Source organism: Kitasatospora cathayae (assembly GCF_027627435.1).
GTDB lineage: Bacteria > Actinomycetota > Actinomycetes > Streptomycetales > Streptomycetaceae > Kitasatospora > Kitasatospora cathayae.
Window position 1 is genome coordinate 5138607 of sequence record NZ_CP115450.1, and the last position, 24257, is coordinate 5162863.

At 73.3% G+C, this 24257-nt stretch carries 24 protein-coding genes; 18 read left to right on the forward strand and 6 right to left on the reverse strand.

Features of this window, described 5'->3' with window-relative positions; translation table 11 throughout:
- Positions 1 to 48 precede the first annotated feature (48 nt).
- On the forward strand, positions 49 to 1905 hold the full coding sequence (gene glmS / locus O1G21_RS23010; RefSeq protein WP_270146485.1) for a glutamine--fructose-6-phosphate transaminase (isomerizing): 1857 nt from the start codon (positions 49 to 51) through the stop codon (positions 1903 to 1905).
- Between the two features lie 33 nt (positions 1906 to 1938).
- Here the strand turns inward: glmS and O1G21_RS23015 are convergent, their stop codons facing one another.
- Positions 1939 to 2496, reverse strand: a complete 558-nt coding sequence (locus tag O1G21_RS23015) for a Uma2 family endonuclease (protein ID WP_333493489.1) — start codon at positions 2494 to 2496, stop codon at positions 1939 to 1941.
- A gap of 172 nt (positions 2497 to 2668) precedes the next feature.
- On the opposite strand from O1G21_RS23015, the gene O1G21_RS23020 reads away from it, so the two are divergent.
- From O1G21_RS23020 to O1G21_RS23040, 5 genes are all read left to right on the forward strand, one after another.
- Entirely contained in the window at positions 2669 to 4144 is a 1476-nt protein-coding gene (locus tag O1G21_RS23020; protein WP_270146486.1) for an NAD(P)H-hydrate dehydratase, read from the forward strand.
- 586 nt (positions 4145 to 4730) lie between these two features.
- A complete protein-coding gene (alr, locus tag O1G21_RS23025; RefSeq protein WP_270146487.1) occupies positions 4731 to 5930 on the forward strand; it encodes an alanine racemase in 1200 nt (399 codons plus the stop codon).
- Positions 5927 to 7336: an alpha/beta fold hydrolase gene (locus tag O1G21_RS23030; RefSeq protein WP_270146488.1), complete on the forward strand. Its 1410-nt coding sequence runs from the start codon at positions 5927 to 5929 to the stop codon at positions 7334 to 7336. The genes alr and O1G21_RS23030 overlap by 4 nt, the downstream gene beginning before the upstream one ends.
- A gap of 98 nt (positions 7337 to 7434) precedes the next feature.
- Positions 7435 to 7929 carry a tRNA (adenosine(37)-N6)-threonylcarbamoyltransferase complex ATPase subunit type 1 TsaE gene (gene tsaE, locus O1G21_RS23035; RefSeq protein WP_270146489.1) on the forward strand — a complete coding sequence of 165 codons (495 nt, stop codon included), beginning with the start codon at positions 7435 to 7437 and terminating at the stop codon, positions 7927 to 7929.
- Positions 7930 to 8059: 130 nt separating this feature from the next.
- Positions 8060 to 8254: a hypothetical protein gene (locus O1G21_RS23040; protein WP_270146490.1), complete on the forward strand. Its 195-nt coding sequence runs from the start codon at positions 8060 to 8062 to the stop codon at positions 8252 to 8254.
- Between the two features lie 40 nt (positions 8255 to 8294).
- Here the strand turns inward: O1G21_RS23040 and O1G21_RS23045 are convergent, their stop codons facing one another.
- Positions 8295 to 8861 carry a hypothetical protein gene (locus O1G21_RS23045; protein WP_270151190.1) on the reverse strand — a complete coding sequence of 189 codons (567 nt, stop codon included), beginning with the start codon at positions 8859 to 8861 and terminating at the stop codon, positions 8295 to 8297.
- A 157-nt stretch (positions 8862 to 9018) separates the two neighbouring features.
- Here O1G21_RS23045 and tsaB point away from each other — a divergent pair, with 157 nt between their 5' ends.
- The 5 genes from tsaB (at position 9019) to O1G21_RS23070 (ending at position 12564) form a co-directional block, all read left to right on the forward strand.
- A complete protein-coding gene (tsaB, locus tag O1G21_RS23050) occupies positions 9019 to 9693 on the forward strand; it encodes a tRNA (adenosine(37)-N6)-threonylcarbamoyltransferase complex dimerization subunit type 1 TsaB (RefSeq protein WP_270146491.1) in 675 nt (224 codons plus the stop codon).
- A 23-nt stretch (positions 9694 to 9716) separates the two neighbouring features.
- On the forward strand, positions 9717 to 10205 hold the full coding sequence (rimI, locus tag O1G21_RS23055; protein ID WP_270151192.1) for a ribosomal protein S18-alanine N-acetyltransferase: 489 nt from the start codon (positions 9717 to 9719) through the stop codon (positions 10203 to 10205).
- Positions 10198 to 11304, forward strand: a complete 1107-nt coding sequence (gene tsaD / locus O1G21_RS23060; RefSeq protein WP_270146492.1) for a tRNA (adenosine(37)-N6)-threonylcarbamoyltransferase complex transferase subunit TsaD — start codon at positions 10198 to 10200, stop codon at positions 11302 to 11304. Before rimI ends, tsaD begins: the two co-directional genes overlap by 8 nt.
- Positions 11301 to 11579 (forward strand): hypothetical protein, encoded by a 279-nt coding sequence (locus O1G21_RS23065; protein ID WP_270146493.1) that lies wholly within the window; start codon positions 11301 to 11303, stop codon positions 11577 to 11579. Before tsaD ends, O1G21_RS23065 begins: the two co-directional genes overlap by 4 nt.
- A 79-nt stretch (positions 11580 to 11658) precedes the next feature.
- Positions 11659 to 12564, forward strand: coding sequence for a polysaccharide deacetylase family protein (locus O1G21_RS23070; protein WP_270146494.1), 906 nt, complete (start codon positions 11659 to 11661; stop codon positions 12562 to 12564).
- On the opposite strand, the gene O1G21_RS23075 is transcribed toward O1G21_RS23070, so the two are convergent.
- Positions 12561 to 13736 (reverse strand): class I SAM-dependent methyltransferase, encoded by a 1176-nt coding sequence (locus O1G21_RS23075; protein ID WP_270146495.1) that lies wholly within the window; start codon positions 13734 to 13736, stop codon positions 12561 to 12563. The two genes, O1G21_RS23070 and O1G21_RS23075, sit on opposite strands and share 4 nt — an antisense overlap.
- Before the next feature lie 64 nt (positions 13737 to 13800).
- Entirely contained in the window at positions 13801 to 14133 is a 333-nt protein-coding gene (locus O1G21_RS23080) for a hypothetical protein (RefSeq protein ID WP_270146496.1), read from the reverse strand.
- Between the two features lie 248 nt (positions 14134 to 14381).
- Between O1G21_RS23080 and groES the strand changes: the two genes are divergently transcribed.
- The 3 genes from groES (at position 14382) to O1G21_RS23095 (ending at position 17610) form a co-directional block, all read left to right on the forward strand.
- The gene (groES, locus tag O1G21_RS23085; RefSeq protein WP_014136232.1) at positions 14382 to 14687 is read left to right on the forward strand and encodes a co-chaperone GroES; all 306 of its coding nucleotides are present in this window, start codon (positions 14382 to 14384) and stop codon (positions 14685 to 14687) included.
- Positions 14688 to 14821: 134 nt separating this feature from the next.
- Positions 14822 to 16450, forward strand: a complete 1629-nt coding sequence (gene groL, locus O1G21_RS23090; protein ID WP_270146497.1) for a chaperonin GroEL — start codon at positions 14822 to 14824, stop codon at positions 16448 to 16450.
- Positions 16451 to 16611: 161 nt separating this feature from the next.
- Positions 16612 to 17610: a LysR family transcriptional regulator gene (locus tag O1G21_RS23095; RefSeq protein ID WP_270146498.1), complete on the forward strand. Its 999-nt coding sequence runs from the start codon at positions 16612 to 16614 to the stop codon at positions 17608 to 17610.
- 97 nt (positions 17611 to 17707) lie between these two features.
- Here O1G21_RS23095 and O1G21_RS23100 read toward each other — a convergent pair whose 3' ends face one another.
- Positions 17708 to 18034: a WhiB family transcriptional regulator gene (locus O1G21_RS23100; RefSeq protein ID WP_270146499.1), complete on the reverse strand. Its 327-nt coding sequence runs from the start codon at positions 18032 to 18034 to the stop codon at positions 17708 to 17710.
- Between the two features lie 561 nt (positions 18035 to 18595).
- On the opposite strand from O1G21_RS23100, the gene O1G21_RS23105 reads away from it, so the two are divergent.
- From O1G21_RS23105 to O1G21_RS23120, 4 genes are all read left to right on the forward strand, one after another.
- Positions 18596 to 19207, forward strand: coding sequence for a response regulator transcription factor (locus O1G21_RS23105; protein ID WP_014136228.1), 612 nt, complete (start codon positions 18596 to 18598; stop codon positions 19205 to 19207).
- A 308-nt stretch (positions 19208 to 19515) separates the two neighbouring features.
- Positions 19516 to 20232 (forward strand): RNA polymerase sigma factor ShbA, encoded by a 717-nt coding sequence (shbA, locus tag O1G21_RS23110; RefSeq protein WP_333493490.1) that lies wholly within the window; start codon positions 19516 to 19518, stop codon positions 20230 to 20232.
- 259 nt (positions 20233 to 20491) lie between these two features.
- Positions 20492 to 21994, forward strand: a complete 1503-nt coding sequence (gene guaB, locus O1G21_RS23115; RefSeq protein WP_270146501.1) for an IMP dehydrogenase — start codon at positions 20492 to 20494, stop codon at positions 21992 to 21994.
- Between the two features lie 161 nt (positions 21995 to 22155).
- Entirely contained in the window at positions 22156 to 23283 is a 1128-nt protein-coding gene (locus O1G21_RS23120; RefSeq protein WP_270146502.1) for a GuaB3 family IMP dehydrogenase-related protein, read from the forward strand.
- 394 nt (positions 23284 to 23677) lie between these two features.
- On the opposite strand, the gene O1G21_RS23125 is transcribed toward O1G21_RS23120, so the two are convergent.
- Entirely contained in the window at positions 23678 to 24244 is a 567-nt protein-coding gene (locus O1G21_RS23125; RefSeq protein ID WP_270146503.1) for a hypothetical protein, read from the reverse strand.
- Positions 24245 to 24257 lie beyond the last annotated feature (13 nt).

A 24257-nucleotide genomic window follows, 5' to 3' on the forward strand; every position in this document is an offset into this window, starting at 1 on the left:
GGGGCGAGAAGGGTAAACGGCCACAGAACCGCCCTTATGCTGGCACGCATGTGCGGAATTGTTGGATACGTGGGCGCGCAGTCCGCCCTCGACGTAGTAATCGCGGGCCTGCAGCGACTGGAGTACCGGGGTTACGACTCGGCCGGTGTCGCGGTGCAGGCGCAGGACTCCCAGGGGCAGTGGAGTCTCGTCACGGACAAGCGGGCTGGCAAGCTCGCCAACCTGGAGAAGTCGCTCGCCGAGTCCCCCCTCCCCGGCGGCACCACCGGCATCGGTCACACCCGCTGGGCCACCCACGGCGGCCCGACGGACGCCAACGCCCATCCCCATCTGGACGACGACAACCGGGTGGCCGTCGTCCACAACGGCATCATCGAGAACTTCGCCCAGCTGCGCGCCGAGATCGCCGAGCGCGGCCACACCCTCCGGTCCGAGACCGACACCGAGGTCGTCGCCCACCTGCTGGGCGAGGCCTACCAGGGCGACCTGGCCGAGGCGATGCGGACGGTCTGCCGGCGGCTGGACGGAGCCTTCACCCTCGTCGCCGTCCACGCGGACGCGCCCGGCGTGGTGGTCGGCGCCCGCCGCAACTCGCCGCTGGTCGTCGGCCGCGGCGAGGGCGAGAACTTCCTCGCCTCCGACGTCGCCGCCTTCATCGCGCACACCCGCGAGGCGATCGAGCTGGGCCAGGACCAGGTCGTCGAGCTCCGCCGGGACGGCGTGACCGTCACCAACTTCGACGGCACCCCGGCCGAGGTGCGCGAGTACCACGTCGACTGGGACGCCTCCGCCGCCGAGAAGGGCGGCTACGACTACTTCATGCTCAAGGAGATCGCCGAGCAGCCGAAGGCCGTCGCAGACACCCTCCTCGGCCGGATCGGCGCCGACGGCCGGCTCACCCTCGACGAGCTGCGGATCTCCGACGCCGACCTGCGCTCGGTCGACAAGGTCGTCATCGTCGCCTGCGGCACCGCCTTCCACGCCGGCATGATCGCCAAGTACGCGATCGAGCACTGGACCCGCATCCCCTGCGAGGTCGAGGTCGCCTCGGAGTTCCGCTACCGCGACCCGATCATGGGCCCGGGCACGCTGGTCATCGCCATTTCGCAGTCCGGCGAGACCATGGACACCCTGATGGCCCTGCGGCACGCCCGCGAGCAGGGCGCCAAGGTGCTGGCGATCTGCAACACCAACGGCTCGACCATCCCGCGCGAGTCGGACGCGGTGCTGTACACCCACGCCGGGCCGGAGGTCGCGGTCGCGTCCACCAAGGCGTTCCTGACCCAGCTGGTCGCCTGCTACCTGGTCGCCCTCTACCTGGGCCAGGTGCGCGGCACCAAGTGGGGCGACGAGATCTTCACCATCATCCGCGAGCTCGGCGACGCGCCGAAGCAGGTCGAGCAGGTGCTGGAGACCATGGAGCCGGTGCGCGAGCTGGCCCGCTCGCTGGCCGACGCCCGCTCGGTGCTGTTCCTCGGCCGCCACGTCGGCTTCCCGGTGGCCCTGGAGGGCGCGCTCAAGCTCAAGGAGCTCGCCTACATGCACGCCGAGGGCTTCGCGGCGGGCGAGCTCAAGCACGGCCCGATCGCGCTGATCGAGGAGGGGCTGCCGGTCGTGGTGGTCGTGCCCTCGCCGCGCGGGCGGTCCATCCTGCACGACAAGATCGTCTCCAACATCCAGGAGATCCGGGCCCGCGGCGCCCGCACCATCGTGATCGCCGAGGAGGGCGACGAGGCGGTCGTGCCGTACGCGGACCACCTGATCCGCATCCCGGTCACCCCGACCCTGCTCCAGCCGCTGGTCTCCACCGTCCCGCTCCAGGTCTTCGCCTGCGAGCTGGCCACGGCCAAGGGCCACGAGGTCGACCAGCCGCGCAACCTGGCGAAGTCGGTCACCGTCGAGTAGTGACTCCCACGGCGTCCCTGCGGTGGCTGCGTCCTACCGCAGGGGCGCCGTGTCGAGCGTGAAGGAGAACGGGGCGGGAAGCTTGATGCGCCTGCCGAATTCGGTTTCGTGGAGGGTGGTGTAGTCGCCGTCCTTCGGATCCGTGAACAGCGTTACCGTGCCTTCACTGCGGTCGATGAGCAGGTAGCAGGGGATGCCGGCGGCGGCGTAGCCCAGGCGCTTGGACTCGCGGTCCTTGTGCGGGTTGATCGATGTCACTTCAAGGACCAGTTCGACTCCTACTGCGGATGACCACGAATCCTGAGCGCGGAAATGGCCGACGGGAGCGACCGTGGCGTCCGGAATGAAACGACCCTTGGGGGTGATCAGCCCCTTCCCGCCGCTGACGTACAGCTCCTCGGCCGCCTCACGCGCAACAGCGCGGGCGAACCGGGCAATGGCGTCCTCATGGTCGCCGTCCGGCGGTGGCGTCACGACGATCTCCCCTTCGATGAGCTCGGCCTTGAAACCGGGCGGCGTGTCCAGCTCCAGAAACGCCTGGAGGACGCTGTCCTGGTCCAGCGGGTGCTCGACTGCCGGCATGGCGACCATGGCCCTTCTCCCTCCTGCTGGTTCGTGTCGAGCCACAAGGTAGGTGCACGGACTCAAGCCGGTGGGGGATCGAAGTGGTTGACACTCGAAAGTGTGCCGCAGGCCCGGCTCCCGTGGGGCGGTGACGCGGGCTAGCGTCGGCGGTAGCCGCGCCTGCCGAAGGAGCTCCTCCATGCGTCATGCACACCCTGTGGAAACCGTCCGGGCCGCCGAGGCCGAGCTGATGGCCAGGCTGCCTGAGGGCACGCTGATGCAGCGGGCGGCCGCCGGGCTGGCGGCGACCTGCGCCAGGCTGCTGACGCGGCGTCGGGGGCGGGTGTACGGCAGCCGGGTGACGGTGCTGGTGGGCAGTGGGGACAACGGGGGTGACGCCCTGTACGCCGGGGCGGCGCTGGCCCGGCGCGGGGCGCGGGTGACGGCGGTGCTGCTGGCGCCGGAGAAGGCGCACCCGGGTGGGCTGGCCGCGCTGCGGGCGGCGGGCGGACGGGTGACGGCGGAGCAGGAAGTCGGCCTGGCCGACTTCTCGCGCGCGGACCTGGTGCTGGACGGGATCGTCGGCATCGGCGGCCGGGGCGGGCTGCGCCCGGAGGCCGTGCCGTACGCGCGGGCCGGGCGGAGCGGGATCGTGGTGGCGGTGGACCTGCCCAGCGGGGTGGACGCCGACACCGGCGAGGTGCCCGGCGAGGCGCTGCGGGCGGACGTCACGGTCTGCTTCGGCACGTACAAGCCGGGGCTGCTGATCGACCCGGGGGCCGCCTGCACGGGCGCCGTGCAGCTGGTGGACATCGGGCTGCAGCTGCCCGAGCCGGAGGTGACGGTCCTGCAGCACGCGGACGCGGCGGCGCTGCTGCCGCTGCCGGGCGCGGAGAGCGACAAGTACCGGCGCGGCGTGGTCGGGGTGGCGGCCGGGTCGGCGCGGTACCCGGGGGCGGCGCTGCTGGCGGTCGCCGGGGCGCTGCGGGGCGGCGCGGGCGCCGTGCGGTACGTCGGGACGGCGGCCGAGGAGGTGGTGCGGCGCTTCCCGGAGACGCTGGTCACCGAGGGCGGCCCGGCCGGAGCCGGACGGGTGCAGGCCTGGGTGGTCGGACCGGGCGGTGGCGAGGGGGCGCGGCAGGCGTTGACCGAGGCGCTGGCGAGCGACGTCCCGGTGCTGGTGGACGCGGACGGGCTGACCGAACTGGGCCGGCTCGGCCCGGACGCGCTGTCCGGCCGCACCGCACCCACCCTGCTCACCCCCCACACCGGCGAGGCCGCCCGACTGCTGGCCGGCGCCGAGGGCGGTGCGCCGCGCGCCGCCGACGACCTGGCCGCCGCCCGGCTGGCCACCGCCCGCCGCCTGGCGGCCGCCTACCGGGCCACCGTGCTGCTGAAGGGCTCCACCACCGTGGTCGCTGACCCGGGCGGGGCCGTCCGGGTGAACCCCACCGGCACTTCCTGGCTCGCCACCGCCGGCAGCGGCGACGTCCTGGCCGGCCTGGCCGGCTCCCTGCTGGCCACCGGCCTGCCCCCGCTGGACGCCGCCTCGCTGGCCGCCTACCTCCACGGCCTGGCCGGCCGGGAGGCAGCCGGCACCCCGGGCGCCCCGGTGACGGCCCTCGCGGTGGCCGAGGCCCTGCCGACGGCCTGGCGGACGGTGCGGGAGGCTTAGGGCTGTCTTCGAACCCCTCTGCGGACCGACGCTCCCCCCGGCCTTCGGCCGGGAGGTGCCCCCACCGCAGTGGCGCCCTCCTCCGCCTTGCGATGCGCGCACCCCAACGCCGCCCCGCCCGCGCTGCGGGCGGACGACGGGAGTTCGAAGGCAGGTCCTAGGCGAGGCCCGGTACGGCGGCGTGCTTCGGCGGGCCGTCGGTGGCGGCAGGCCGATGTGGGCGGGCCGCGTGGGCAATGGGCCCGCCCGCCCGAGTGCCTGCGAGGGTCGACGGCAGGTGGGCGCGGGCGGTTCGGGCGGGCGTCGGCCGCAGCTGCCCGTGACTCGCGCCGGGGACGCGAGCCCGTTCCGGCCAGGCCCGGGGGTAGCGGCTCGCGACCGCCGGTGCGGCGCGAGGGCGTGTCGCGGGCCCGCGCCGGCGCCGGGGAGTGGCCCCGGTCGGAACCGGGGGGTCCATTTGCCGCGTCCTCAGTTGGGTGGACGGGCCGTTCGCCGCAGGTCGGCGGGGTGCGGGGGGCGCGGTGCCGATCGCCGCGCCGACGGGCCGTTCGGCGAGGACTCCGGGACGTCTGGGAGACTGACCCTGATGACAACTGCGAACACGACCGGCACAGCCACCCTCACCGACGGCGTACGGGCCGAGGCGACCATCGATCTCGCCGCCCTGCGCGGCAACCTCGCCGCCCTGCAGGAGCGCGTCGGGAGCGCGGCGGTGATGCTCGCGGTCAAGGCGGACGCCTATGGCCACGGCGCGGTCGAGTGCGCCCGCGAGGCGGTCGCGAACGGGGTCGGCTGGCTCGGCTGCGCGACGCCCGACGAGGCGTTGGCGCTGCGGGCCGCGGGCATCCGCCCGGAGCAGGCCCGCATCCTGTGCTGGCTGTGGACGCCCGGTGGGCCGTGGCGCGAGGCGCTGCGCGCGGACCTGGACATCTCGGTCAGCGGCCAGTGGGCGCTGGCGGAACTGCTGACGGCCGTTCGGGAGACCGGCATCCCGGCGCGCGTGCACCTGAAGGCCGACACCGGCCTCGGCCGCAACGGCTGTCAGCCGCACGACTGGCCGCAGCTGGTGGCGGACACCCGCCGGGCCGAGGCCGAGGGGCTGCTGAGGGTGGTCGGCCTCTGGTCGCACTTCGCCGCCGCCGACGAGCCCGGCCACCCGTCGATCCAGGCCCAGCTGGACTCCTTCCGCGCCGCGCTGGCGCACGCCGAGGCCGCCGGGCTGCGCCCCGAGGTCCGGCACCTCGCGAACTCCCCGGCCACCCTGCTGCTGCCCGAGGCGCACTTCGACCTGGTCCGCACCGGGCTCGCCGCGTACGGGCTGTCGCCGGTGCCGGAGGTGGGCTCGCCGGCCGACTTCGGGCTGCGCCCGGTGATGGCGCTGACCGCCCGGCTGGCGCTGGTCAAGCACGTTCCCGGCGGGCACGGGGTCAGCTACGGCCACCACTACGTGACGCCCGGCCCGACCACCCTCGGCCTGGTCCCGGTCGGCTACGGCGACGGCGTCCCGCGGCACGCCAGCGGCACCGGACCGGTCCAGATCGGCGGCAAGTGGCGCACGGTGGCCGGCCGGGTGGCGATGGACCAGTTCGTGGTGGACCTGGGCGGCGACACTCCCGAGGTCGGCGACGAGGTGCTGCTGTTCGGCAGCGGCGAGCGCGGTGAGCCGACCGCCGAGGACTGGGCCCGCGCCTGCGGCTCCATCTCGTACGAGATCATCACCCGGATCGGTGCCCGGGTGCCCCGCCGCTACCTGGGCGGCAGCCACCACGGGGGCGGCACGGCATGACCGGGACGCCGGACGGGAGCAGCCCGGTGGCGGCGGTGGCCAAGGCGGCCGGCGCGGCCTCCGGGGTGAGCCGGGCCGGCGTGATCGGGATCTCGGTCGGCGTGCTGGCGGCCGGCGCGGCCGCGGGCGTGGCGATAGAGCGGCTGACGGTCGGCCGGGCGATGCGCCGCCGGGCCCGGGCCGAGCTGGAGGCGACCGCCCCGTACGGCTCGCTGCGCGGACGCCCGCTGACGGTGGCCGCGCCGGACGGCACCGAGCTGTACGTCGAGCTGGACGGCACCGGCTGGGCCGCGCCGGACGGCGACCGCCCCGAGCCGAAGGGACGCGCCGGTGCCGAGAGGGAGGAGCTAGGGGGCCCGAGGAACGAGGGCGTCGGAGCGACGAGCGTCGGCGCCGGGTCCGAGCGCCTCGGAGGCGAGTGGGCGAGTCACCGCCCCGAGCCGCTGACCGTGGTGTTCAGCCACGGCTACTGCCTGAACCAGGACAGCTGGCACTTCCAGCGGGCGGCGCTGCGCGAGGGCCTGCGGCTGGTCTTCTGGGACCAGCGCAGCCACGGCCGTTCGGAGCGCTCCCGCTCGTACCTGGCGGGCGAGCCGGCCGGCATCGACCAGCTGGGCGGCGACCTCAAGGCGGTGATCGACGCCGTCGCGCCGACCGGCCCGCTGGTGCTGGTGGGCCATTCGATGGGCGGCATGACGGTGATGGCGCTGGCCGACCAGCATCCGGAGCTGTTCCGGGAGCGGGTCGCCGGGGTCGCGATGGTCGGCACCCTCGCGGGGGACTGGAACGAGGTGAGCCTCGGTCTGCCGAAGGCCGGGGCCAAGCTGTTCAAGAAGGTCGCGCCCGGGGTGGTGAAGCTGCTGGGCCGTCAGGTAGAGCTGGTGGAGGCGAGCCGGCGGTTCGGCTCGGACGTCGCCGCCGTCTTCTACCGGCGGTTCTCCTTCGGCGGCCGGGACGTCGATCCCGGCGTGGTGCGCTTCGCCGAGCAGCTGCTGGACGCCACCCCGATCGACGTGGTCGCCGAGTTCTACCCGGTGTTCGGCGCGCACGAGAAGTACGAGGCACTGGCCGCCCTGCGCGGCCTGCCGGCCCTGGTGCTGGCCGGGACGAAGGACCTGCTGACGCCGTCGGCGCACAGCGAGGTGATGGCCGAGCGGCTGCCCGGTGCCGAGCTGGTCCTGGTGGAGGGGGCCGGGCACCTGGTGCTGCTGGAGCGTCCGGAGCTGGTCGACCGCGAGCTGGCGCTGCTGCTGCGCCGGGCCGCCGAGTTCGCCGGTGCCGCGCCGCTGCCGCCAGCCGTCCTCGAACTCGCCGAGGAACCGCCCGGGGACGGTCGGCTCGGGGACGCGACGGCCCCGGATCCGGCCGTCGATCCCACCGTCGGTCCGGCCGTCGACTCCGCCTGAGCCCCCCGCCCGCCGCGGCGGGGTGCGCGGGTGTGGCACGGTAGCGGTGGCGGCCGGTGGTCGGCGCGCCGCTACGGACCGAAGGGCAAGACACGCGCATGGGCTCGCACGCCACTCTCACCGTCCCCACTCCGGAGCGGATGGGCCGGCTCGGCCGGGAGCTGGCCGCGCTGCTGCGGCCGGGTGACCTGGTGCTGCTCTCCGGCGAGCTGGGGGCGGGGAAGACCACGCTCACCAGGGGCCTGGGGGAGGGACTGCAGGTCCGCGGGGCGGTGACCTCGCCGACCTTCGTGATCGCCCGGGTGCACCCCTCGCTGGTCGGCGGCCCGGCGCTGGTGCACGTGGACGCGTACCGGCTGGGCGGGGACCTGGACGAGATGGAGGACCTCGACCTGGACGTCTCGCTGCCGGAGTCGGTGGTGGTGGTCGAGTGGGGCGAGGGCAAGGTCGAGCGGCTGTCCGAGGACCGGCTGGAGGTGCGGATCGAGCGGGCGATCGGCGACACCGCCGGGGAGGACCACGACCCGCGCCGGGTGGAGCTGACCGGCGTCGGGGAGCGCTGGACGGGCGTGGAGCTGGCGAAGCTCGCCTGAGCCGGGCCGGGGCGGCGGTCGATCGGGTTCCACCGTTTTGCCGACAGGCTGTCGGCAAGGTGTTGCGGGCGGGGTGCCGGGCGTGGTGGGATGGGTGCTGCGGTTAGGTCTGCCTAACTAGGGAGGCGCCATGTCGAGCACCACCCCCGCCCCGGAGCGCACCGCGCGCACCGCCGGGGCCGGAGAGTCCGCCCACCGCGCTCCGGGGGAACCGATGCGGGCGCTGCTGGCCGCCTGCGCGGCCGCCGAGGCGGTGTCCACCCCGCCCGAACCGCGGCCCCGGCAGGCCGAGGAGCCCGAGGCGGAGACGCCCCGGGCCGCGTAGTGACCGTCCTGGTGGTAGCCGTCCGCGAGCCGCGCGCGGCTCAGGCGACCACGACCACCTTGGTGCCGTTCGACGCGAAGTCCCAGAGCAGCTGACCCTCGGCGCGGCCGCTGCGGATGCCGCCGGTCTTGGTCTTCGGCTCGGCGGTCGGGGTCGTGTCGTCCAGCGCCGCGCCGAAGCCGAACACCACGCCGTTCTGCTGCGCGAAGCGCACCACGTGCTCGATCTTCCGGCCGTCCGTACCGGTGCCGGACGTTGTGCGGCTGTACACCGAGTAGCTGCCCGGGGTGGGCTCGACCGTGCCCGGGGTGACCGGGAAGGCGGCCGTGACCTGCGGGTTCTTCTTCGGGTCGACCAGCCAGACGAAGTGGCTGCCGGCGGAGTAGACCACCCGGGTGCCGCTGCCCGAGGAGGTCGGCAGCGGCGGGACGGTCGGGGTGGCGGAGGCGCTCGGCGTCGCGGAGGCGGCCGGGCCGGTGGACGTCGAGGCGACGGTCGGCCGGGCCGAGCCCGCGCGGTCCTGGGCGCCGTTGGCCTGGAAGGCCAACAGGCTCACCACCGCCAGGGCCCCCAGGGTCAGCCCCGTGACCACCACTCCAGGACCCATCTTCGCCACGTGCCCGCTCCCGCCGCCGTCCGCTGTTCGTACCGCCCTAATCGTGCCAGGTCCCCCCGGCCGGTCGGCAGCGCCCTGCACGTGTGTTCCGGATGGGGACACCAGCTCGATCGGCCGGTCGGCCCAACGTCGGTCTAACCTTGACTCCGTGCTGCTGCTCGCGTTCGACACCGCTACCCCCGCCGTCACCGCCGCCGTCCACGACGGCACGGCCGTCCTCGCCGAGACCCACCAGGTCGACGCCAGGCGCCACGGCGAACTGCTGCTGCCCGCGATCGACCGGGTCCTGCGGGCCGCCGGGGTGGACAAGCACCAGCTCACCGGCATCGCGGTCGGCGTCGGCCCGGGCCCGTACACCGGCCTGCGGGTCGGTCTGGTGACGGCCGCCGCGCTCGGCCACGCGCTCGGGCTGCCGGTGCACGGTGTCTGCACCCTGGACGCGATCGCCTTCCAGGCCCGCGCCGAGGGCCTGGCCGGGCAACCGTTCACCGTCGCCACCGACGCGCGCCGCAAGGAGGTCTACTGGGCCTCGTACGACGCCGACGGCAGCCGCACCGAGGGCCCCGGCGTGGACCGCCCGGCCGAGCTGACGCCCGCGGCCCGCTCGGTCGGCGCCGGCGCGGTGCTCTACCCCGACGCCTTCCCGGGCGCCTACGGCCCCGAGCACGTCTCGGCCGGCGCCCTGGCCGGCTTCGCCGCCGCCGAGCTGGCCGCCGGGCGGGAGCTGCTGCCGAACGTGCCGCTGTACCTGCGCCGCCCGGACGCCCAGGTCCCGGCTGCCTACAAGACCGTTCTGGGGGGCAAGGCGGTGCTCCCGGCGTGAACCACGGCACCGCCCTGCGCCCGATGCGCTGGTGGGACATCGAGCCGGTGATGGACCTGGAGCTCAGGCTGTTCCCCGAGGACGCCTGGTCCCGCGGGATGTTCTGGTCCGAGCTCGCCGAGGCCCACCCCGGCGGCACCCGCCACTACTCGGTCGCCACCGCCGCGGACGGCACGATCGTCGGCTACGCCGGTCTGATGGCCGTCGCCGGCGAGGGCGACGTCCAGACCATCGCCGTCGACGAGCGCCACCAGGGCGCCGGCCTCGGCACGGCGCTGCTCACCGACCTGATCCACGAGGCCGCCCGGCGCGGCTGCGCCGACCTGCTGCTGGAGGTGCGGGTGGACAACCAGCGCGCCCAGCGGCTGTACGAGCGCCACGGCTTCGAACCGGTGGGCATCCGGCGCGGCTACTACCAGCCCGCCAACATCGACGCGCTGGTGATGCGCCTCGACCACCCCAGCACCGACAGCACCGACCCGAAGGACATTGAGGACACCCGCCATGGCTGACGAACCGCTCGTCCTCGGCATCGAGACCTCCTGCGACGAGACCGGCGTCGGCATCGTGCGCGGCACCACGTTGCTGGCCGACGCGGTCGCCTCCAGCGTCAACGACCACGCCCGCTTCGGCGGCGTCGTCCCGGAGATCGCCAGCCGCGCCCACCTGGAGGCGATGGTCCCGACCATCCAGCGCGCCCTGGACACCGCCGGGATCAAGGCCAGCGACCTGGACGGCATCGCCGTCACCGCCGGCCCCGGCCTGGCCGGCGCGCTGCTGGTCGGCGTCAGCGCGGCGAAGGCGTACGCCTGGGCGCTGGACAAGCCGCTGTACGGGGTCAACCACCTCGCCTCGCACATCTGCGTCGACCAGCTGGAGCACGGCCGACTGCCCTCGCCGACGATGGCCCTGCTGGTCTCCGGCGGGCACTCCTCGCTGCTGCTCAGCGAGGACATCACCACGGACGTCCGTCCGCTCGGCGCGACCATCGACGACGCGGCCGGCGAGGCCTTCGACAAGGTCGCCCGGGTGCTCGGCCTGGGCTTCCCGGGCGGCCCGATCGTCGACCGGACGGCCCGCGAGGGCGACCCCAAGGCGATCCAGTTCCCGCGCGGCCTGAGCGGGAGGAACGACCCCGAGTACGACTTCTCCTTCTCCGGTCTGAAGACCGCCGTCGCCCGCTGGGTGGAGGCCAAGCGCCGGGCCGGCGAGGAGGTGCCGATCGCCGACGTCGCGGCCTCCTTCCAGGAGGCGGTCACCGACGTGCTCACCCGCAAGGCCGTCAAGGCGTGCAAGGACAACGGCGTCGACCACCTGATGATCGGCGGCGGCGTCGCGGCCAACTCCCGGCTGCGCGAGATGGCCCAGCAGCGCTGCGACCGGGCCGGCATCCGGCTGCGGGTGCCCCGGCCGGGCCTGTGCACCGACAACGGCGCGATGGTGGCGGCGCTGGGCTCCGAGATGGTGTGGCGCGACCGCGCCCCCTCCGCCTTCGACCTGTCGGCGGACTCCTCGCTGCCCGTCACCGACGTCCACGTGCCGGCCGCGGTGATCGAACACGGCGACGTCCACGGTCAGGCCTACCACGCCCTCGGCGGTGGCGCCGCGTGACCGTCGCCGCGATGTGGGAGGCCCGGGCGGCGGACGGTCGCGGGGCCGAACTCGCCGCCTGGATACGGGAGTTCGCGCTGCCCGCGGTGCGCGGCGCGGCCGGGCTGGTGCGGACCGAGCTGTTCTCCGCGCCCGGTGAGCGGGTGCTGCTGATCACCTGGTGGAGCGGCGAGCCCCCCCGATCCGAAATGTTCGCAGTGATCGCCGACCCGCCGGCCGAGCTGCTCGGCCGCCCGGTGCACCGCTGGTCCTTCACCAGCGAACACGTCGAGTAGACGGTGGTCGGGAACCGCCGCCGCGACCGCTACCGTGCATAGCTGAGAGAAAGCTGGACGGGACCGGGAGCGCGGTGCGGTGAACAGGGACGGGCGGAACAGGACCAGGACGTACACGGCGGGGGCGCTGGCCCTGCTGGCCTTCGCCACCGCGTGCGGCGACGGCGGCGGTGCCGCACCGGCCGCGACCACGACCGCGGCGGCGGAGCCCCGGCCCGCCGCCGTCGGCGGCGCGCCGACCGCCGCGGCCACCACGCCCGATGCGGCCCCGGCCGAGGGCGACGCCGCGGCCTGGGCGAAGTGGAACCTCAAGCCGCTGGCCCCGGCCCCCGCGCCGCCCGCCGACAAGCCCATCAAGCTCGAACGCACCGGCACCGTACCGGTGTTCAGCGACGTGAAGACCACCGACAAGGTCGTCTTCATCACCATCGACGACGGCGCCGAGAAGGACCCGAAGTTCGTCGAGATGCTGACCGACCTCAAGGTGCCGATCACGATGTTCCTGACCAAGGACATCGTCAAGAACGACTACGGCTACTTCAAGCCGCTCCAGGCGCTCGGCAACCACATCCAGAACCACACCGTCACCCACCCGGTGATGAGCAAGCTCCCGCCGGACAAGCAGAAGTCCGAGATCTGCGACGACCAGGCCGCGCTCACCCAGCAGTACGGCACCGCCCCGCTGCTGTTCCGCCCGCCGTTCGGCGACGGCGCCAACACCCCGACGCTCAACAACTCGGTGCAGCAGTGCGGCCCGCGCGCGATCGTGCTCTGGCGCGAGTCGATGCAGATCCACGACATGCAGTACCAGACCGGGGACAAGAAGCTGAAGCCCGGCGACATCATCCTGGCGCACTTCCGCGGCCCCAAGGAGCTCAAGGGCGCCACGATGACCCAGATGTTCGGGGACCTGCTGGCCCGGATCCAGGAGCAGGGCTTCGCGGTGGCCCGGCTGGACGACTACATCCAGCCGCCGGCTTCCTAGACGGCCTGGACGGGTCGGCCCAGCATCATCAGCGGCCCGTGGTCGGTGCGGCTGAGGATCACCGTGACGGTGTTCGGCCCGGAGGGCTTGAGCTGACGGCGCAGCTCCTCCGGGGTGATCGCCATCCCGCGCTTCTTGATCACCACCGTGCCGACCCCGCGCTCGCGCAGCAGCGCCTTCAGCTTCTTGATGTGGAAGGGCAGCACGTCGGTGAGCTCGAAGGCGTGCGCGTACGGGGTGGCCACCAGCCGGTCCGAGGTCAGGTAGGCGATCTTCGGGTCGATCAGCCGGCCGCCGACCTGCTCGGCCACCTCGGCCACCAGGTGCGCCCGGATCACCGCGCCGTCCGGCTCGTACAGGTACCGCCCGACCGGGCCGGCCGGCGGGTCGGGCAGGTCGCCGCCGGTCAGGCTGGCGGCCTGCGGCAGCAGGGTGGCGCGGTGCGGGCGGGCGGCCCCGGTGCCGAACCAGAGCACCGCCTCCTTGACGTCCCCGTGGTCGGAGACCCACTCGGCCTCGGCGTCCGCCGGGACGGCCTCGTGCGGGATGCCCGGGGCGACCTTCAGGGCGCCGATCGGGGTCCGCCGCCCGGCCTCGATCGCCCAGGAGAGCGGCGGCGCGTACGCCTCCGGATCGAACACCCGGCCGCGCGAGGTGCGCCGGGCCGGGTCGGTGAACACCGCGTCGTAGCCGGTCACGTCCACCTCGGCGACGTCCGCGCAGACCACCTCGACCAGCTCGGCCAGGCCCAGCGCGGCGGCGTTCGCCGCGGTGGCGGCGCAGGCCGCCGGGTCCTTGTCGACGGCCAGCACCTGGATCCCGGCCCGGGCCAGCGCCAGCACGTCCCCGCCGATGCCGCAGCACAGGTCCGCCAGCCGCCGTACGCCCAACTCGGCGAAGCGGCGCGCCCGCCACTCGGCCACGCTGCGCCGGGTGGACTGCTCGACGCCGTTGGGCGTGAAGTACATCAGGTCGGCGTCCGCCCCGAACTTCGCCCGCGCCCGCTGCCGCAGCCGCGCCTGCCCGAACGCCGCCGACACCAGCTCCGCCGGGTGCTCCCGCCGCAGCCGGGTGGCCAGCGCCAGCTCCTCCTCGGGGGCGAACTCGCGCAGCTCGGTGAGCAGGGCCTGACCCTCGGGGGTCAGCAGGGGCTGGAGGTTCTCGGTGTCCACGAGGTCATTCTGACCGCTCAGCGGATGTGGCGGCGGCCGGCCGACCGGAACCCCGGCGGCCGGTTCACCGCCACAGGACACCCGAGGCGAGGACCGCGGGCCCGAACGGCGAGATCGCGGCGGCGACCGTCAGGAACCGGTAGCCGGACCGCCAGCTGCGCACGACCACGACGATGCTCGCCACGAGGGCGGCCACCGGGCCGGCGATCATCCCGATGCCCAGGAAGGCCCAGATGCGCCCGTCCCCGTCGTCCCCGGCGCCGGGACCGCTGCCGAGGCAGAGGGTGAAGTAGAAGACGGCGAACGGCAGCACGACGCCGAGCAGGGGCAGCGCCAGCAGGGCGAGGGACGCGTCCTTGAGCCGGGACGGGCCGACGCGCATCGGAATCGATGTCATGTCAGGAGTCTTGCCCCGGGCCGCCGAGTCGCACATGAGTGCGGCTACTCATCCCCGACCCGAGTCCGCCGGGCGCGCCGTTGGCACTCTGGTTGACTGAGTGCTAACCGCGGCCTATGGTCGTCCTTGGCACTCCCCACTGGGGGAGTGCTAACGCGAAGACGTGTGTCTGACCCCCGCGACGGCAGGCCCGCAGGTTCGCCCCTACCCGTTAGAAAACCCCGTAATCTCCGAAGGGGAGCTCGGACGTGACCACCAGCAGCAAGGTTGCCATCAAGCCGCTCGAGGACCGCATCGTGGTCCAGCCGCTCGACGCCGAGACCACCACGGCCTCCGGCCTGGTTATCCCGGACACCGCCAAGGAGAAGCCCCAGGAGGGCGTCGTCCTGGCCGTCGGCCCGGGCCGCTTCGAGGACGGCCAGCGTCTGCCGCTCGACGTCGCCGTGGGTGACATCGTCCTGTACTCGAAGTACGGCGGCACCGAGGTGAAGTACCAGGGCGAGGAGTACCTCGTCCTCTCGGCCCGCGACGTTCTCGCCATCATCGAGAAGTAACGCGGCATCGAGAAGTCAGTCGTTCCGACCCGCCCCGGATCCGTGTCCCAAGTGACAGGGGCCCGGGGCGTGGTTGTTGGTTCACGTAGTTCGGCGGCCGGTGGTCCGGCCGCAGCCCCGAGGGAATAGGGAACATGGCGAAGATCCTGCAGTTCGACGAGGACGCCCGCCGCTCGCTGGAGCGCGGTGTCAACAAGCTGGCCGACACCGTCAAGGTGACCATCGGCCCCAAGGGCCGCAACGTCGTCATCGACAAGAAGTTCGGCGCCCCGACCATCACCAACGACGGCGTCACCATCGCCCGTGAGGTCGAGCTGGACGACCCGTACGAGAACCTTGGCGCGCAGCTCGTCAAGGAGGTCGCCACCAAGACCAACGACGTCGCGGGTGACGGCACCACCACCGCCACCGTGCTGGCCCAGGCACTGGTCAACGAGGGTCTGCGCAACGTCGCCGCCGGCGCCGGTCCCGCCGCCCTGAAGAAGGGCATCGACAAGGCCGTCGCCGCCGTCTCCGAGCACCTGCTGTCCGTCGCCCGCGAGATCGAGGGCAAGGACGACGTCGCCGCCGTCGCGTCCCTCTCCGCGCAGGACACCCAGGTCGGCGAGCTGATCGCCGAGGCGATCGACAAGGTCGGCAAGGACGGTGTCATCACCGTCGAGGAGTCGAACACCTTCGGCGTGGAGCTGGACTTCACCGAGGGCATGCAGTTCGACAAGGGCTACCTGTCGCCGTACTTCGTCACCGACGCGGAGCGCCAGGAGGCGGTCCTCGAGGACCCGTACATCCTGATCAACCAGGGCAAGATCTCCTCCATCCAGGAGTTGCTGCCGCTGCTGGAGAAGATCCTGCAGAGCGGTGCCTCCAAGCCGCTGCTGATCATCGCCGAGGACGTCGACGGCGAGGCGCTGTCGACCCTGGTCGTGAACAAGATCCGCGGCACCTTCAACGCCGTCGCCGTCAAGGCCCCGGGCTTCGGCGACCGCCGCAAGGCGATCCTCGGCGACCTGGCCGTCCTGACCGGCGGCACGGTCATCTCCGAGGAGGTCGGCCTCAAGCTCGACCAGGCCGGTCTGGACGTGCTGGGCACCGCCCGCCGCGTGACCATCACCAAGGACGACACCACCATCGTCGACGGTGCCGGTGACACCGAGGCCGTGGCCGGCCGCGTCGCCCAGATCAAGGGCGAGATCGCCGCGACCGACTCCGACTGGGACCGCGAGAAGCTGCAGGAGCGCCTGGCCAAGCTGGCCGGCGGCGTCTGCGTCATCAAGGTCGGCGCCGCCACCGAGGTGGAGCTGAAGGAGCGCAAGCACCGCCTGGAGGACGCCATCTCGGCGACCCGCGCCGCGGTCGAGGAGGGCATCGTCGCCGGCGGTGGCGCCTCCCTGGTCCACGCCGCCAAGGTGCTGAACGACGGCCTGGGCCTGTCGGGCGACGAGGCCACCGGTGTCGCGGTGGTCCGCAAGGCGCTGCACGAGCCGCTGCGCTGGATCGCCCAGAACGCCGGCCTGGAGGGCTACGTCATCACCTCCAAGGTCTCCGAGCTGGAGATCGGCCAGGGCTACAACGCCGCCACCGGCGAGTACGGCGACCTGGTGAAGGCCGGCGTCATCGACCCGGTCAAGGTCACCCGCTCCGCCCTGGAGAACGCCGCCTCGATCGCCTCCCTGCTGCTCACCACCGAGACCCTCGTGGTGGAGAAGAAGGAGGAGGAGGCCGAGGCCGGCCACTCGCACGGCGGCCACGGCCACTCGCACTGAGGCCACAGCACCTGACCGGAGGCCCGGTCCGCTCCCGCAGGGAGTCGGGCCGGGCCTCCGGTTGTTACTCGCCCGCTCGCCTCCGGGGCGCTCGGGCCCGCTTGAGGCTTCAACTATCAGTAGAATTTTGCAGAATCCAAAGATTGCCTTATAACTAAGGCATGATCGAGGCCCGCCATCTGCGCGTCCTGCGTGCCGTCGCCCGCACCGGCTCCTTCTCCGCCGCCGCCCGCGAGCTGGGGTGTACGCAGCCTGCCATCAGCCAGCAGATGAAGGCCCTGGAGAAGTCGGTGGACACCCCGCTGGTGGTCCGCTCGGGCCGCGGGATGCAGCTCAGTGAGGCCGGGCGGGTCCTGCTCAAGCATGCCACCGGAATCCTGGCCGGGCTCTCCGCCGCCGAGGAGGAGGTCGCCGCGATCGCCGGGCTGCGGGCCGGGCGGGTGCGGCTGGTCTCCTTCCCGACCGCGAGTTCCACCCTGGTGCCGCCCGCGGTCGCCCGCCTGCGGGACAGCCATCCGGGGGTGCGCGTGTCGCTGGTCGAGGCCGAGCCGCCGGAGTCGCTGGCGATGCTGCGCGGCGGCGAGTGCGAGATCGCGCTGGCCTTCCGCTACCCGCAGTCCGACGGCGCGACTTCGGTGCCGGCGCCCGCGCACGGCTCGCCGCGCGAGGCGCGGGCCGAGGCGAACCTGGAGGCGCAGCAGCTGTCGGCCGGCACCGACTGGTCCGACCTGGTGGTCACCCCGCTGCTGGACGACCCGCTGGTGGGCCTGCTGCCCGCAGGTCACCCGCTGGCCGGGCGGGGCGGTCCGGTGGGGCTGGCCGAGCTGGCGGGGGAGCAGTGGATCGCCGGCTGCCCGCAGTGCCGGGGGCACCTGGTGGAGCTGTGCGCGGGGGCGGGCTTCGAGCCCCGGATCGACTTCGCGACCGACGACTACCCGGCGGTGGTCGGCCTGGTGGCGGCCGGGCTCGGGGTGGCGGTGCTGCCCCGGCTGGCCCTGCAGTCGGTGCGTCCTGACGGCGTGTCGACGGTACCGGTGCGGACGGCCTCCGGGGTGCCGGCGGTGCGCCAGGTGGTGGCGCTGACCCTGCCGGACCTGGCCGAGGTGCCGGCCGTCGCGCTGATGCAGGAGCGGCTGGCGGGTGCGGCGGCCGACCGCTGACGGTCGGCGACGGGGGCCCTTGTGCCCCCGGAGGGGGTAGTGGCGGCCTGAAGCGCCGCGAAGAAACGTTTCTCCACGGCGCGCCGCGAGGGCGGGTCTAACGGTGCGCGATCGCCGGCGGGGCCAGCGGGACCTCCACCAGGCGGTGCCGCGAGCGGCCCAGCATCTCCTCGCGCTCGTCCTCCGTCATCCCGCCCCAGACGCCGTACGGCTCACGGACCGCCAGGGCGTGCGCGGCGCACTCGGCGATCACCGGACAGCGCATGCACACCTCCTTGGCGCTGGCCTCGCGCGAACTGCGCGCCGCCCCGCGCTCGCCCTCGGGGTGGAAGAAGAGCGAGCTGTCCACGCCGCGGCAGGCTGCCGAGAGCTGCCAGTCCCAGAGGTCCGCGTTGGGACCGGGGAGACGGGAGAAATCTGCCATGGCTCATTCCCTTCAGAGGCGGTCGGCGGCGTCCGGGCGTGTCGGCGGGCTGCTGCCGAGCGGTGCCCGGCGGGGCGTCCCGCACTGGTATGGACACCTGGAAATATGACTTAAGGCAACTCCATGGACAAGTCACCCACACACCGGCACAACAGTCAATGACCATAGAAAGCTATAAAAACGGGCAAAGTGGGCAAGGGTTTTCGTTGGGCCCGGGCGTGGCAATCGGGTGGCCGAGGGGCGCGCGACACGCCGCACCGGTGTGCGGGTGGTACGCCGACCGCGCGCGAGCTGCGCAAAAGTGCGGCGTGTGCACCGCGCTGCGGCTGATCGGTAATGGGTTGGCCACGTACAGTGGTGGGGATGGCCTGAAGGCCGTAACTCATTCGAGTGACGGTCGTTGGAAGTGCGGAGGCGGTTAGCGGGCGCCGGACGTCGGGAACGATCGCGGGCAAGTCGGGGCGATCAGTGCGAAGTCCGTCGCCGATCGGCCGTGTCGGAGAGGTTCGTACCAGCCAGGAGGCTCAACGTGACGCGGATCAGCTGCGGAGGACGACGGTCATGACTTCCGTTCTCGTTTGCGACGATTCCCCGCTCGCCCGCGAGGCGCTTCGCCGCGCGGTCGCGACCGTACCCGGTGTGGACCGGGTCACCACCGCGACGAACGGGGAGGAGGTCCTCCGCCGCTGGGTGGCCGACCGCTCCGATCTCGTCCTGATGGACGTCCGGATGCCCGGCCTCGGCGGGGTCGAGACGGTGCGGCGGCTGCTGTCCGCCGACCCGGGCGCCCGGATCATCATGCTCACCGTCGCCGAGGACCTCGACGGCGTCGCCCTCGCGGTGGCCGCCGGTGCCCGCGGGTACCTGCACAAGGACGCCTCGCGCGCCGAGCTGCGGGCCACCGTCACCCAGGCCCTCGCCGACCCGACCTGGCGGCTCGCCCCGCGCCGGCTGCGCAGCCCCGACATGGGCGCCGCGCCGACCCTGACGGCGCGTGAGATCCAGGTGCTGGAGGGCATGAGCCACGGACGCAGCAACGCCGAGATCGGGCGCGAGCTGTTCCTGTCCGAGGACACCGTGAAGACCCACGCCCGACGGCTGTTCAAGAAGCTCGGGGCCTCCGACCGTGCGCACGCGGTGGCGCTGGGTTTCCGCTGGGGCCTGGTCCGCTGACCAGCGGCGGCGGCGCCGGTCCGGGCGCGCCGCCGTCGAATTCCGGAGCGGGCGCCGCACGGGCGTGTGACGTTACGGTCCCGAGGTTGCACCATGGAGGAGTGGAGCACCTCGGGGACCAGCGGACAGGCACTGCGGCGAACCACGCAGCCGCAGGACACTCGGCGGACGGCGGGGCGGGAGGCGGCACGGTGCAGGAGGGGCCGGTGGTGCGCGGCACGCCGCACGGTGCCGCAGCGCATAACGTTCCGGTGCACAACTCCGGACGCGGTGCCGCGTTTTCCTGGTCGACCAGGCACCATGGACCGATGCGCGACGACGTCGCCGGTGTGGCCGGCCAGGCGGACCCGGGGGAGGCCGAGCCCTCCGACCCGGGCCACGACCCGTCGTACGCGGATTCCGGCGCCCCCGGCGCCGAGGCCGCTCCGGGCCGCCCGCCGGTGCTCGGTACGGGCGGCTCGCCCCTGGTCGGCGAACTGGTCGCGGCCGCCGTGCGCGGCGAGGGCCCGGCCATCGACGCCCTGCTCGCCTACGTCCACCCGCTCGCGCTGCGGTACTGCCGCGCCAAGCTGGTCCGGCTGCCCGGCGGGGCCCGGCACCACGTGGACGACGTGGCCCAGGAGGTCTGCGTCGCGGTGCTGTGCGCGCTGCCCCGGTACAAGGACCAGGGGCGGCCGTTCGAGGCCTTCGTCTACGGCATCGCCGCGCACAAGATCGCCGATCTGCAGCGGGCCGCGATGCGCGGGCCCGGCTCGACCGTGGTGCCGCAGGACGACCTGCCGGAGGTGCCGGACGAGGCGCTCGGCCCGGAGGAGCGGGCGCTGCTCAGCAGCGACGCGGCCTGGGCCAAGGAACTGCTCTCCAACCTGCCGGCCCGTCAGCGCGAACTGGTGCTGCTACGGGTGGCCGCCGGGCTGTCGGCGGAGGAGACCGGCGAGGTGCTCGGGATGTCGCCGGGGGCCGTCCGGGTGGCCCAGCACCGGGCGCTCAGCCGGCTGCGGGCGCTCGCCGAGGAGTCGTCCTGAGCCCTTGAGCTGCTCGACCGGGCGGAATGAGCCGCGGTGGGGGGTTGTTGTCAAGGGCACACGAGGGCACATTCGCGGTGCCAGTACCATGGGGTATCGGCGCCTGGGCAGGTTGCCAAAGTTTTGCGGGTGCGCACGGGGTTCCCTTGGAGGTTCCTCCAACCCACCCGGCTTTCGGCGGTCTGCGCGAGTGAGCGATCAACGCGCCCTTCCCTCAGGGCGCGAGCGGATTAGGCCGGCCACGGAAGGTACTCCCCACATGTCTTACAACGCCGCAGGCGTACCCGAGAAGTTCGCCATGCTCGGGCTCACGTTCGATGACGTCCTGCTGCTGCCCGGGGCTTCCGAGGTGCTGCCGAACCAGGTCGACACCTCCTCCCGGGTCTCCCGGAACGTCCGCGTCAACATCCCGCTGCTGTCCGCGGCGATGGACAAGGTCACCGAGGCGCGGATGGCCATCGCGATGGCCCGTCAGGGCGGCGTCGGCGTGCTGCACCGCAACCTGTCGGTCGAGGACCAGGCCAACCAGGTCGACCTGGTGAAGCGCTCCGAGTCCGGCATGGTCACCGACCCGATCACGGTCGGCCCGGACACCACGCTGGCCGAGGCCGACGCGCTGTGCGCCAAGTTCCGCATCTCCGGCGTGCCGATCGCCGATGAGGCCGGCAAGCTGCTCGGCATCGTCACCAACCGTGACATGGCCTTCGAGTCGGACCGCAGCCGCCAGGTCCGCGAGATCATGACCCCGATGCCGCTGATCACCGGCAAGGTCGGCATCTCCGGCGAGGACGCGATGGCGCTGCTGCGCCGCCACAAGATCGAGAAGCTCCCGCTGGTCGACGACGAGGGCCGGATCAAGGGCCTGATCACCGTCAAGGACTTCGTCAAGGCCGAGCAGTACCCGAACGCGGCCAAGGACGCCGAGGGCCGCCTGCTGGTCGGCGCCGCGGTCGGCGCCAGCGCCGAGGCCTTCGACCGGGCCCAGGCCCTGGTCGAGGCGGGCGTGGACTTCCTGGTCGTCGACACCTCGCACGGCCACAGCCACAACGCGCTGGCCTGGATCGAGAAGATCAAGTCGGCCGTCCGGGTCGACGTGGTCGGCGGCAACGTCGCCACCCGGGACGGCGCCCAGGCGCTGATCGACGCCGGCGTGGACGGCGTCAAGGTCGGCGTCGGCCCCGGCTCCATCTGCACCACCCGCGTCGTCGCCGGCATCGGCGTCCCGCAGATCACCGCCATCTACGAGGCCGCCCAGGCCTGCCAGGCGGCCGGCATCCCGGTCATCGGCGACGGCGGCCTGCAGTACTCGGGCGACATCGGCAAGGCGCTGGCCGCCGGTGCCGACACCGTGATGCTGGGCTCGCTGCTGGCCGGCTGCGAGGAGTCCCCGGGCGAGCTGCTGTTCATCAACGGCAAGCAGTTCAAGTCCTACCGCGGCATGGGCTCGCTGGGCGCCATGCAGTCCCGCGGCCAGGGCCGTTCCTACTCCAAGGACCGCTACTTCCAGGCCGAGGTCGCCTCGGACGACAAGCTCGTCCCCGAGGGCATCGAGGGCCAGGTGCAGTACCGCGGCCCGCTGGCGGCCGTGCTGCACCAGCTGGTCGGCGGCCTGCGCCAGACCATGGGCTACGTCGGCGCCGGCACCATCGCCGAGATGGAGAGCAAGGGCCGCTTCGTCCGGATCACCGCGGCGGGCCTCAAGGAGAGCCACCCGCACGACATCCAGATGACCGTCGAAGCGCCGAACTACTCGGCCCGCTGAACGGACCGATCGGCCGAGGGGCCCGCCGCTGCGCCGCAGCGGCGGGCCCCTCCGCGCGTCCGGGGCGCGGGCCGTCGGGGCGCCACCGGTGGTAGTACGGGATACTGGGGGCGGCCGGGGTGACCCGGCGGGCATGGAGCAACAAACCAGAAGGGCTCGAAGTGACTGAGATCGAGATCGGGCGAGGCAAGCGCGGCCGCCGGGCGTACGCCTTCGACGACATCGCCGTCGTCCCCAGCCGCCGTACGCGTGACCCGAAGGAGGTCTCGATCGCCTGGCAGATCGACGCCTACCGCTTCGAGCTGCCGTTCCTGGCCGCCCCGATGGACAGCGTGGTCTCGCCGCAGCAGGCCATCGCCATCGGCCGCCTCGGCGGTCTGGGCGTGCTCAACCTCGAGGGCCTGTGGACCCGCTACGAGGACCCGCAGCCGCTGCTCGACGAGATCGCCGCGATCACCGACGAGGCCGCCGCGACCCGCCGTCTGCAGGAGATCTACGCCGCGCCGATCCGCGCCGAGCTGATCAAGCAGCGGATCCAGGAGGTCCGCGACTCCGGTGTGGTCACCGCCGCCGCGCTCTCGCCGCAGCGCACCGCCGAGTTCTCCAAGGCCGTCGTCGACGCCGGGGTCGACGTCTTCGTCATCCGCGGCACCACCGTCTCGGCCGAGCACGTCTCCAGCGCCGCCGAGCCGCTCAACCTCAAGCAGTTCATCTACGAGCTGGACGTTCCGGTGATCGTCGGCGGCTGCGCCACCTACACCGCCGCGCTGCACCTGATGCGGACCGGCGCGGCCGGTGTGCTGGTCGGCTTCGGCGGCGGCGCCGCCCACACCACCCGCAACGTGCTGGGCATCCAGGTGCCGATGGCCACCGCGGTCGCGGACGTGGCGGCGGCGCGTCGTGACTACATGGACGAGTCCGGCGGGCGCTACGTGCACGTGATCGCGGACGGGGGCGTCGGCTACAGCGGCGACATCCCCAAGGCGGTCGCCTGCGGCGCCGACGCGGTGATGATCGGTGCGGCGCTTGCCCGGGCCACCGACGCCCCGGGCAAGGGCTTCCACTGGGGCATGGAGGCCGTCCACGAGGAGCTGCCGCGGGGCAAGCGGGTGAACCTCGGCACGGTCGGCACCACCGAGGAGATCCTGACCGGGCCGTCGCACACCCCCGACGGCACCATGAACCTGTTCGGTGCGCTGCGGCGGGCGATGGCCACCACGGGGTACACCGAGCTGAAGGAGTTCCAGCGGGTCGAGGTGACGGTGAACCCGGCGCTCGATCATCGCTGAGGAGTTCGCTGAAGCGGGGACGGAGGCCTCTGCCGGATTGCCGGTGGGGGCCTCTGGGCGTTTGTGGGGGTGGGGGTTCTGTGGGTGGGGGTGGGCTCTCGGGAGGGTGGGTGGCCGGGGCGGTTCCGGGGGTGGCCGCTCCGGGGGCTGGATGATTTTCCGACTGCCGACTCTGTGGGTGGGGGGTTGGGCGCCGTTGGCAGTCTGAAAATCACCCGTCACGCCCCTCTCCGGGCCACCCCCTCCACCGCCCCTCCCGCAGCGCGTCCCTCTCGCCTGGTCGGGTGGTGGGGGGAGGAGGAGGTGGGGCGTGGGCGCGTGAGGCGGCGGCCGTGCGCCCACGAGGGGGTGGGGGGTGTTGCGAGCGCGCGGGGCGAAGCGGGGGGACTGTGGGTCAGGAGCGGTTGGCGGTGCGGCGGGTGAGGAGGAAGCCGCCGATCAGGGCGATGGTGTAGAAGGCGAGGTCGAGGGGGCGTAGGTCGGCTCGCCAGGAGCTGAGGGTGTCGTGCAGGAGGCCGTGGGGGGTGGGGGCGTCGGAGTGCACGATGCGGAGTCGTTGGGTGAGTTGGCCGAGGAGGAGGGCGCCGGCCGAGAGCAGGGCGCCGAGCGGCGGGAGTAAGCGGTTCCGGCCGCCGAGCAGGCCGAGGGGGAGGGCGACGAGGCCGGCCTGGGCGATGGTCAGCCAGCCGAGGCTGTCGGCGGCGCGCAGCGGGGCGCAGCCGTAGGCCAGGCCGCCGAGCAGGGCGGCGAGCGGGGCGAGGAGCAGGGCGAGGGCGGTGCGGCGGCGGGGGGTGCGGCGGGGGACGGCGGGGGTGTCGGGGTCGTAGCCGGTGACCGGGACGCCGGGCATGCCGGGGGCGACGTAGCCCTCGGGGGAGTCCAGCACGGGCGCGACCGAGTAGTGCTCGGCGGTGCGCGGTCGGAGCGATGGGCCGTCAGCGCCCGGTGCGGGTACGGTCATGGGCGTCGAGTCC

Excerpts from the sequence above, each read along its gene's own strand:
- glmS (WP_270146485.1), top strand. The coding sequence starts at position 49 with ATGTGCGGAATTGTTGGATACGTGGGCGCGCAGTCCGCCCTCGACGTA.
- O1G21_RS23015 (WP_333493489.1), bottom strand. The coding sequence starts at position 2,496 with ATGGTCGCCATGCCGGCAGTCGAGCACCCGCTGGACCAGGACAGCGTC.
- O1G21_RS23020 (WP_270146486.1), top strand. The coding sequence starts at position 2,669 with ATGCGTCATGCACACCCTGTGGAAACCGTCCGGGCCGCCGAGGCCGAG.
- alr (WP_270146487.1), top strand. The coding sequence starts at position 4,731 with ATGACAACTGCGAACACGACCGGCACAGCCACCCTCACCGACGGCGTA.
- O1G21_RS23030 (WP_270146488.1), top strand. The coding sequence starts at position 5,927 with ATGACCGGGACGCCGGACGGGAGCAGCCCGGTGGCGGCGGTGGCCAAG.
- tsaE (WP_270146489.1), top strand. The coding sequence starts at position 7,435 with ATGGGCTCGCACGCCACTCTCACCGTCCCCACTCCGGAGCGGATGGGC.
- O1G21_RS23040 (WP_270146490.1), top strand. The coding sequence starts at position 8,060 with ATGTCGAGCACCACCCCCGCCCCGGAGCGCACCGCGCGCACCGCCGGG.
- O1G21_RS23045 (WP_270151190.1), bottom strand. The coding sequence starts at position 8,861 with ATGGGTCCTGGAGTGGTGGTCACGGGGCTGACCCTGGGGGCCCTGGCG.
- rimI (WP_270151192.1), top strand. The coding sequence starts at position 9,717 with ATGCGCTGGTGGGACATCGAGCCGGTGATGGACCTGGAGCTCAGGCTG.
- tsaD (WP_270146492.1), top strand. The coding sequence starts at position 10,198 with ATGGCTGACGAACCGCTCGTCCTCGGCATCGAGACCTCCTGCGACGAG.
- O1G21_RS23080 (WP_270146496.1), bottom strand. The coding sequence starts at position 14,133 with ATGACATCGATTCCGATGCGCGTCGGCCCGTCCCGGCTCAAGGACGCG.
- groL (WP_270146497.1), top strand. The coding sequence starts at position 14,822 with ATGGCGAAGATCCTGCAGTTCGACGAGGACGCCCGCCGCTCGCTGGAG.
- O1G21_RS23095 (WP_270146498.1), top strand. The coding sequence starts at position 16,612 with ATGATCGAGGCCCGCCATCTGCGCGTCCTGCGTGCCGTCGCCCGCACC.
- O1G21_RS23100 (WP_270146499.1), bottom strand. The coding sequence starts at position 18,034 with ATGGCAGATTTCTCCCGTCTCCCCGGTCCCAACGCGGACCTCTGGGAC.
- O1G21_RS23105 (WP_014136228.1), top strand. The coding sequence starts at position 18,596 with ATGACTTCCGTTCTCGTTTGCGACGATTCCCCGCTCGCCCGCGAGGCG.
- shbA (WP_333493490.1), top strand. The coding sequence starts at position 19,516 with ATGCGCGACGACGTCGCCGGTGTGGCCGGCCAGGCGGACCCGGGGGAG.
- guaB (WP_270146501.1), top strand. The coding sequence starts at position 20,492 with ATGTCTTACAACGCCGCAGGCGTACCCGAGAAGTTCGCCATGCTCGGG.
- O1G21_RS23125 (WP_270146503.1), bottom strand. The coding sequence starts at position 24,244 with ATGACCGTACCCGCACCGGGCGCTGACGGCCCATCGCTCCGACCGCGC.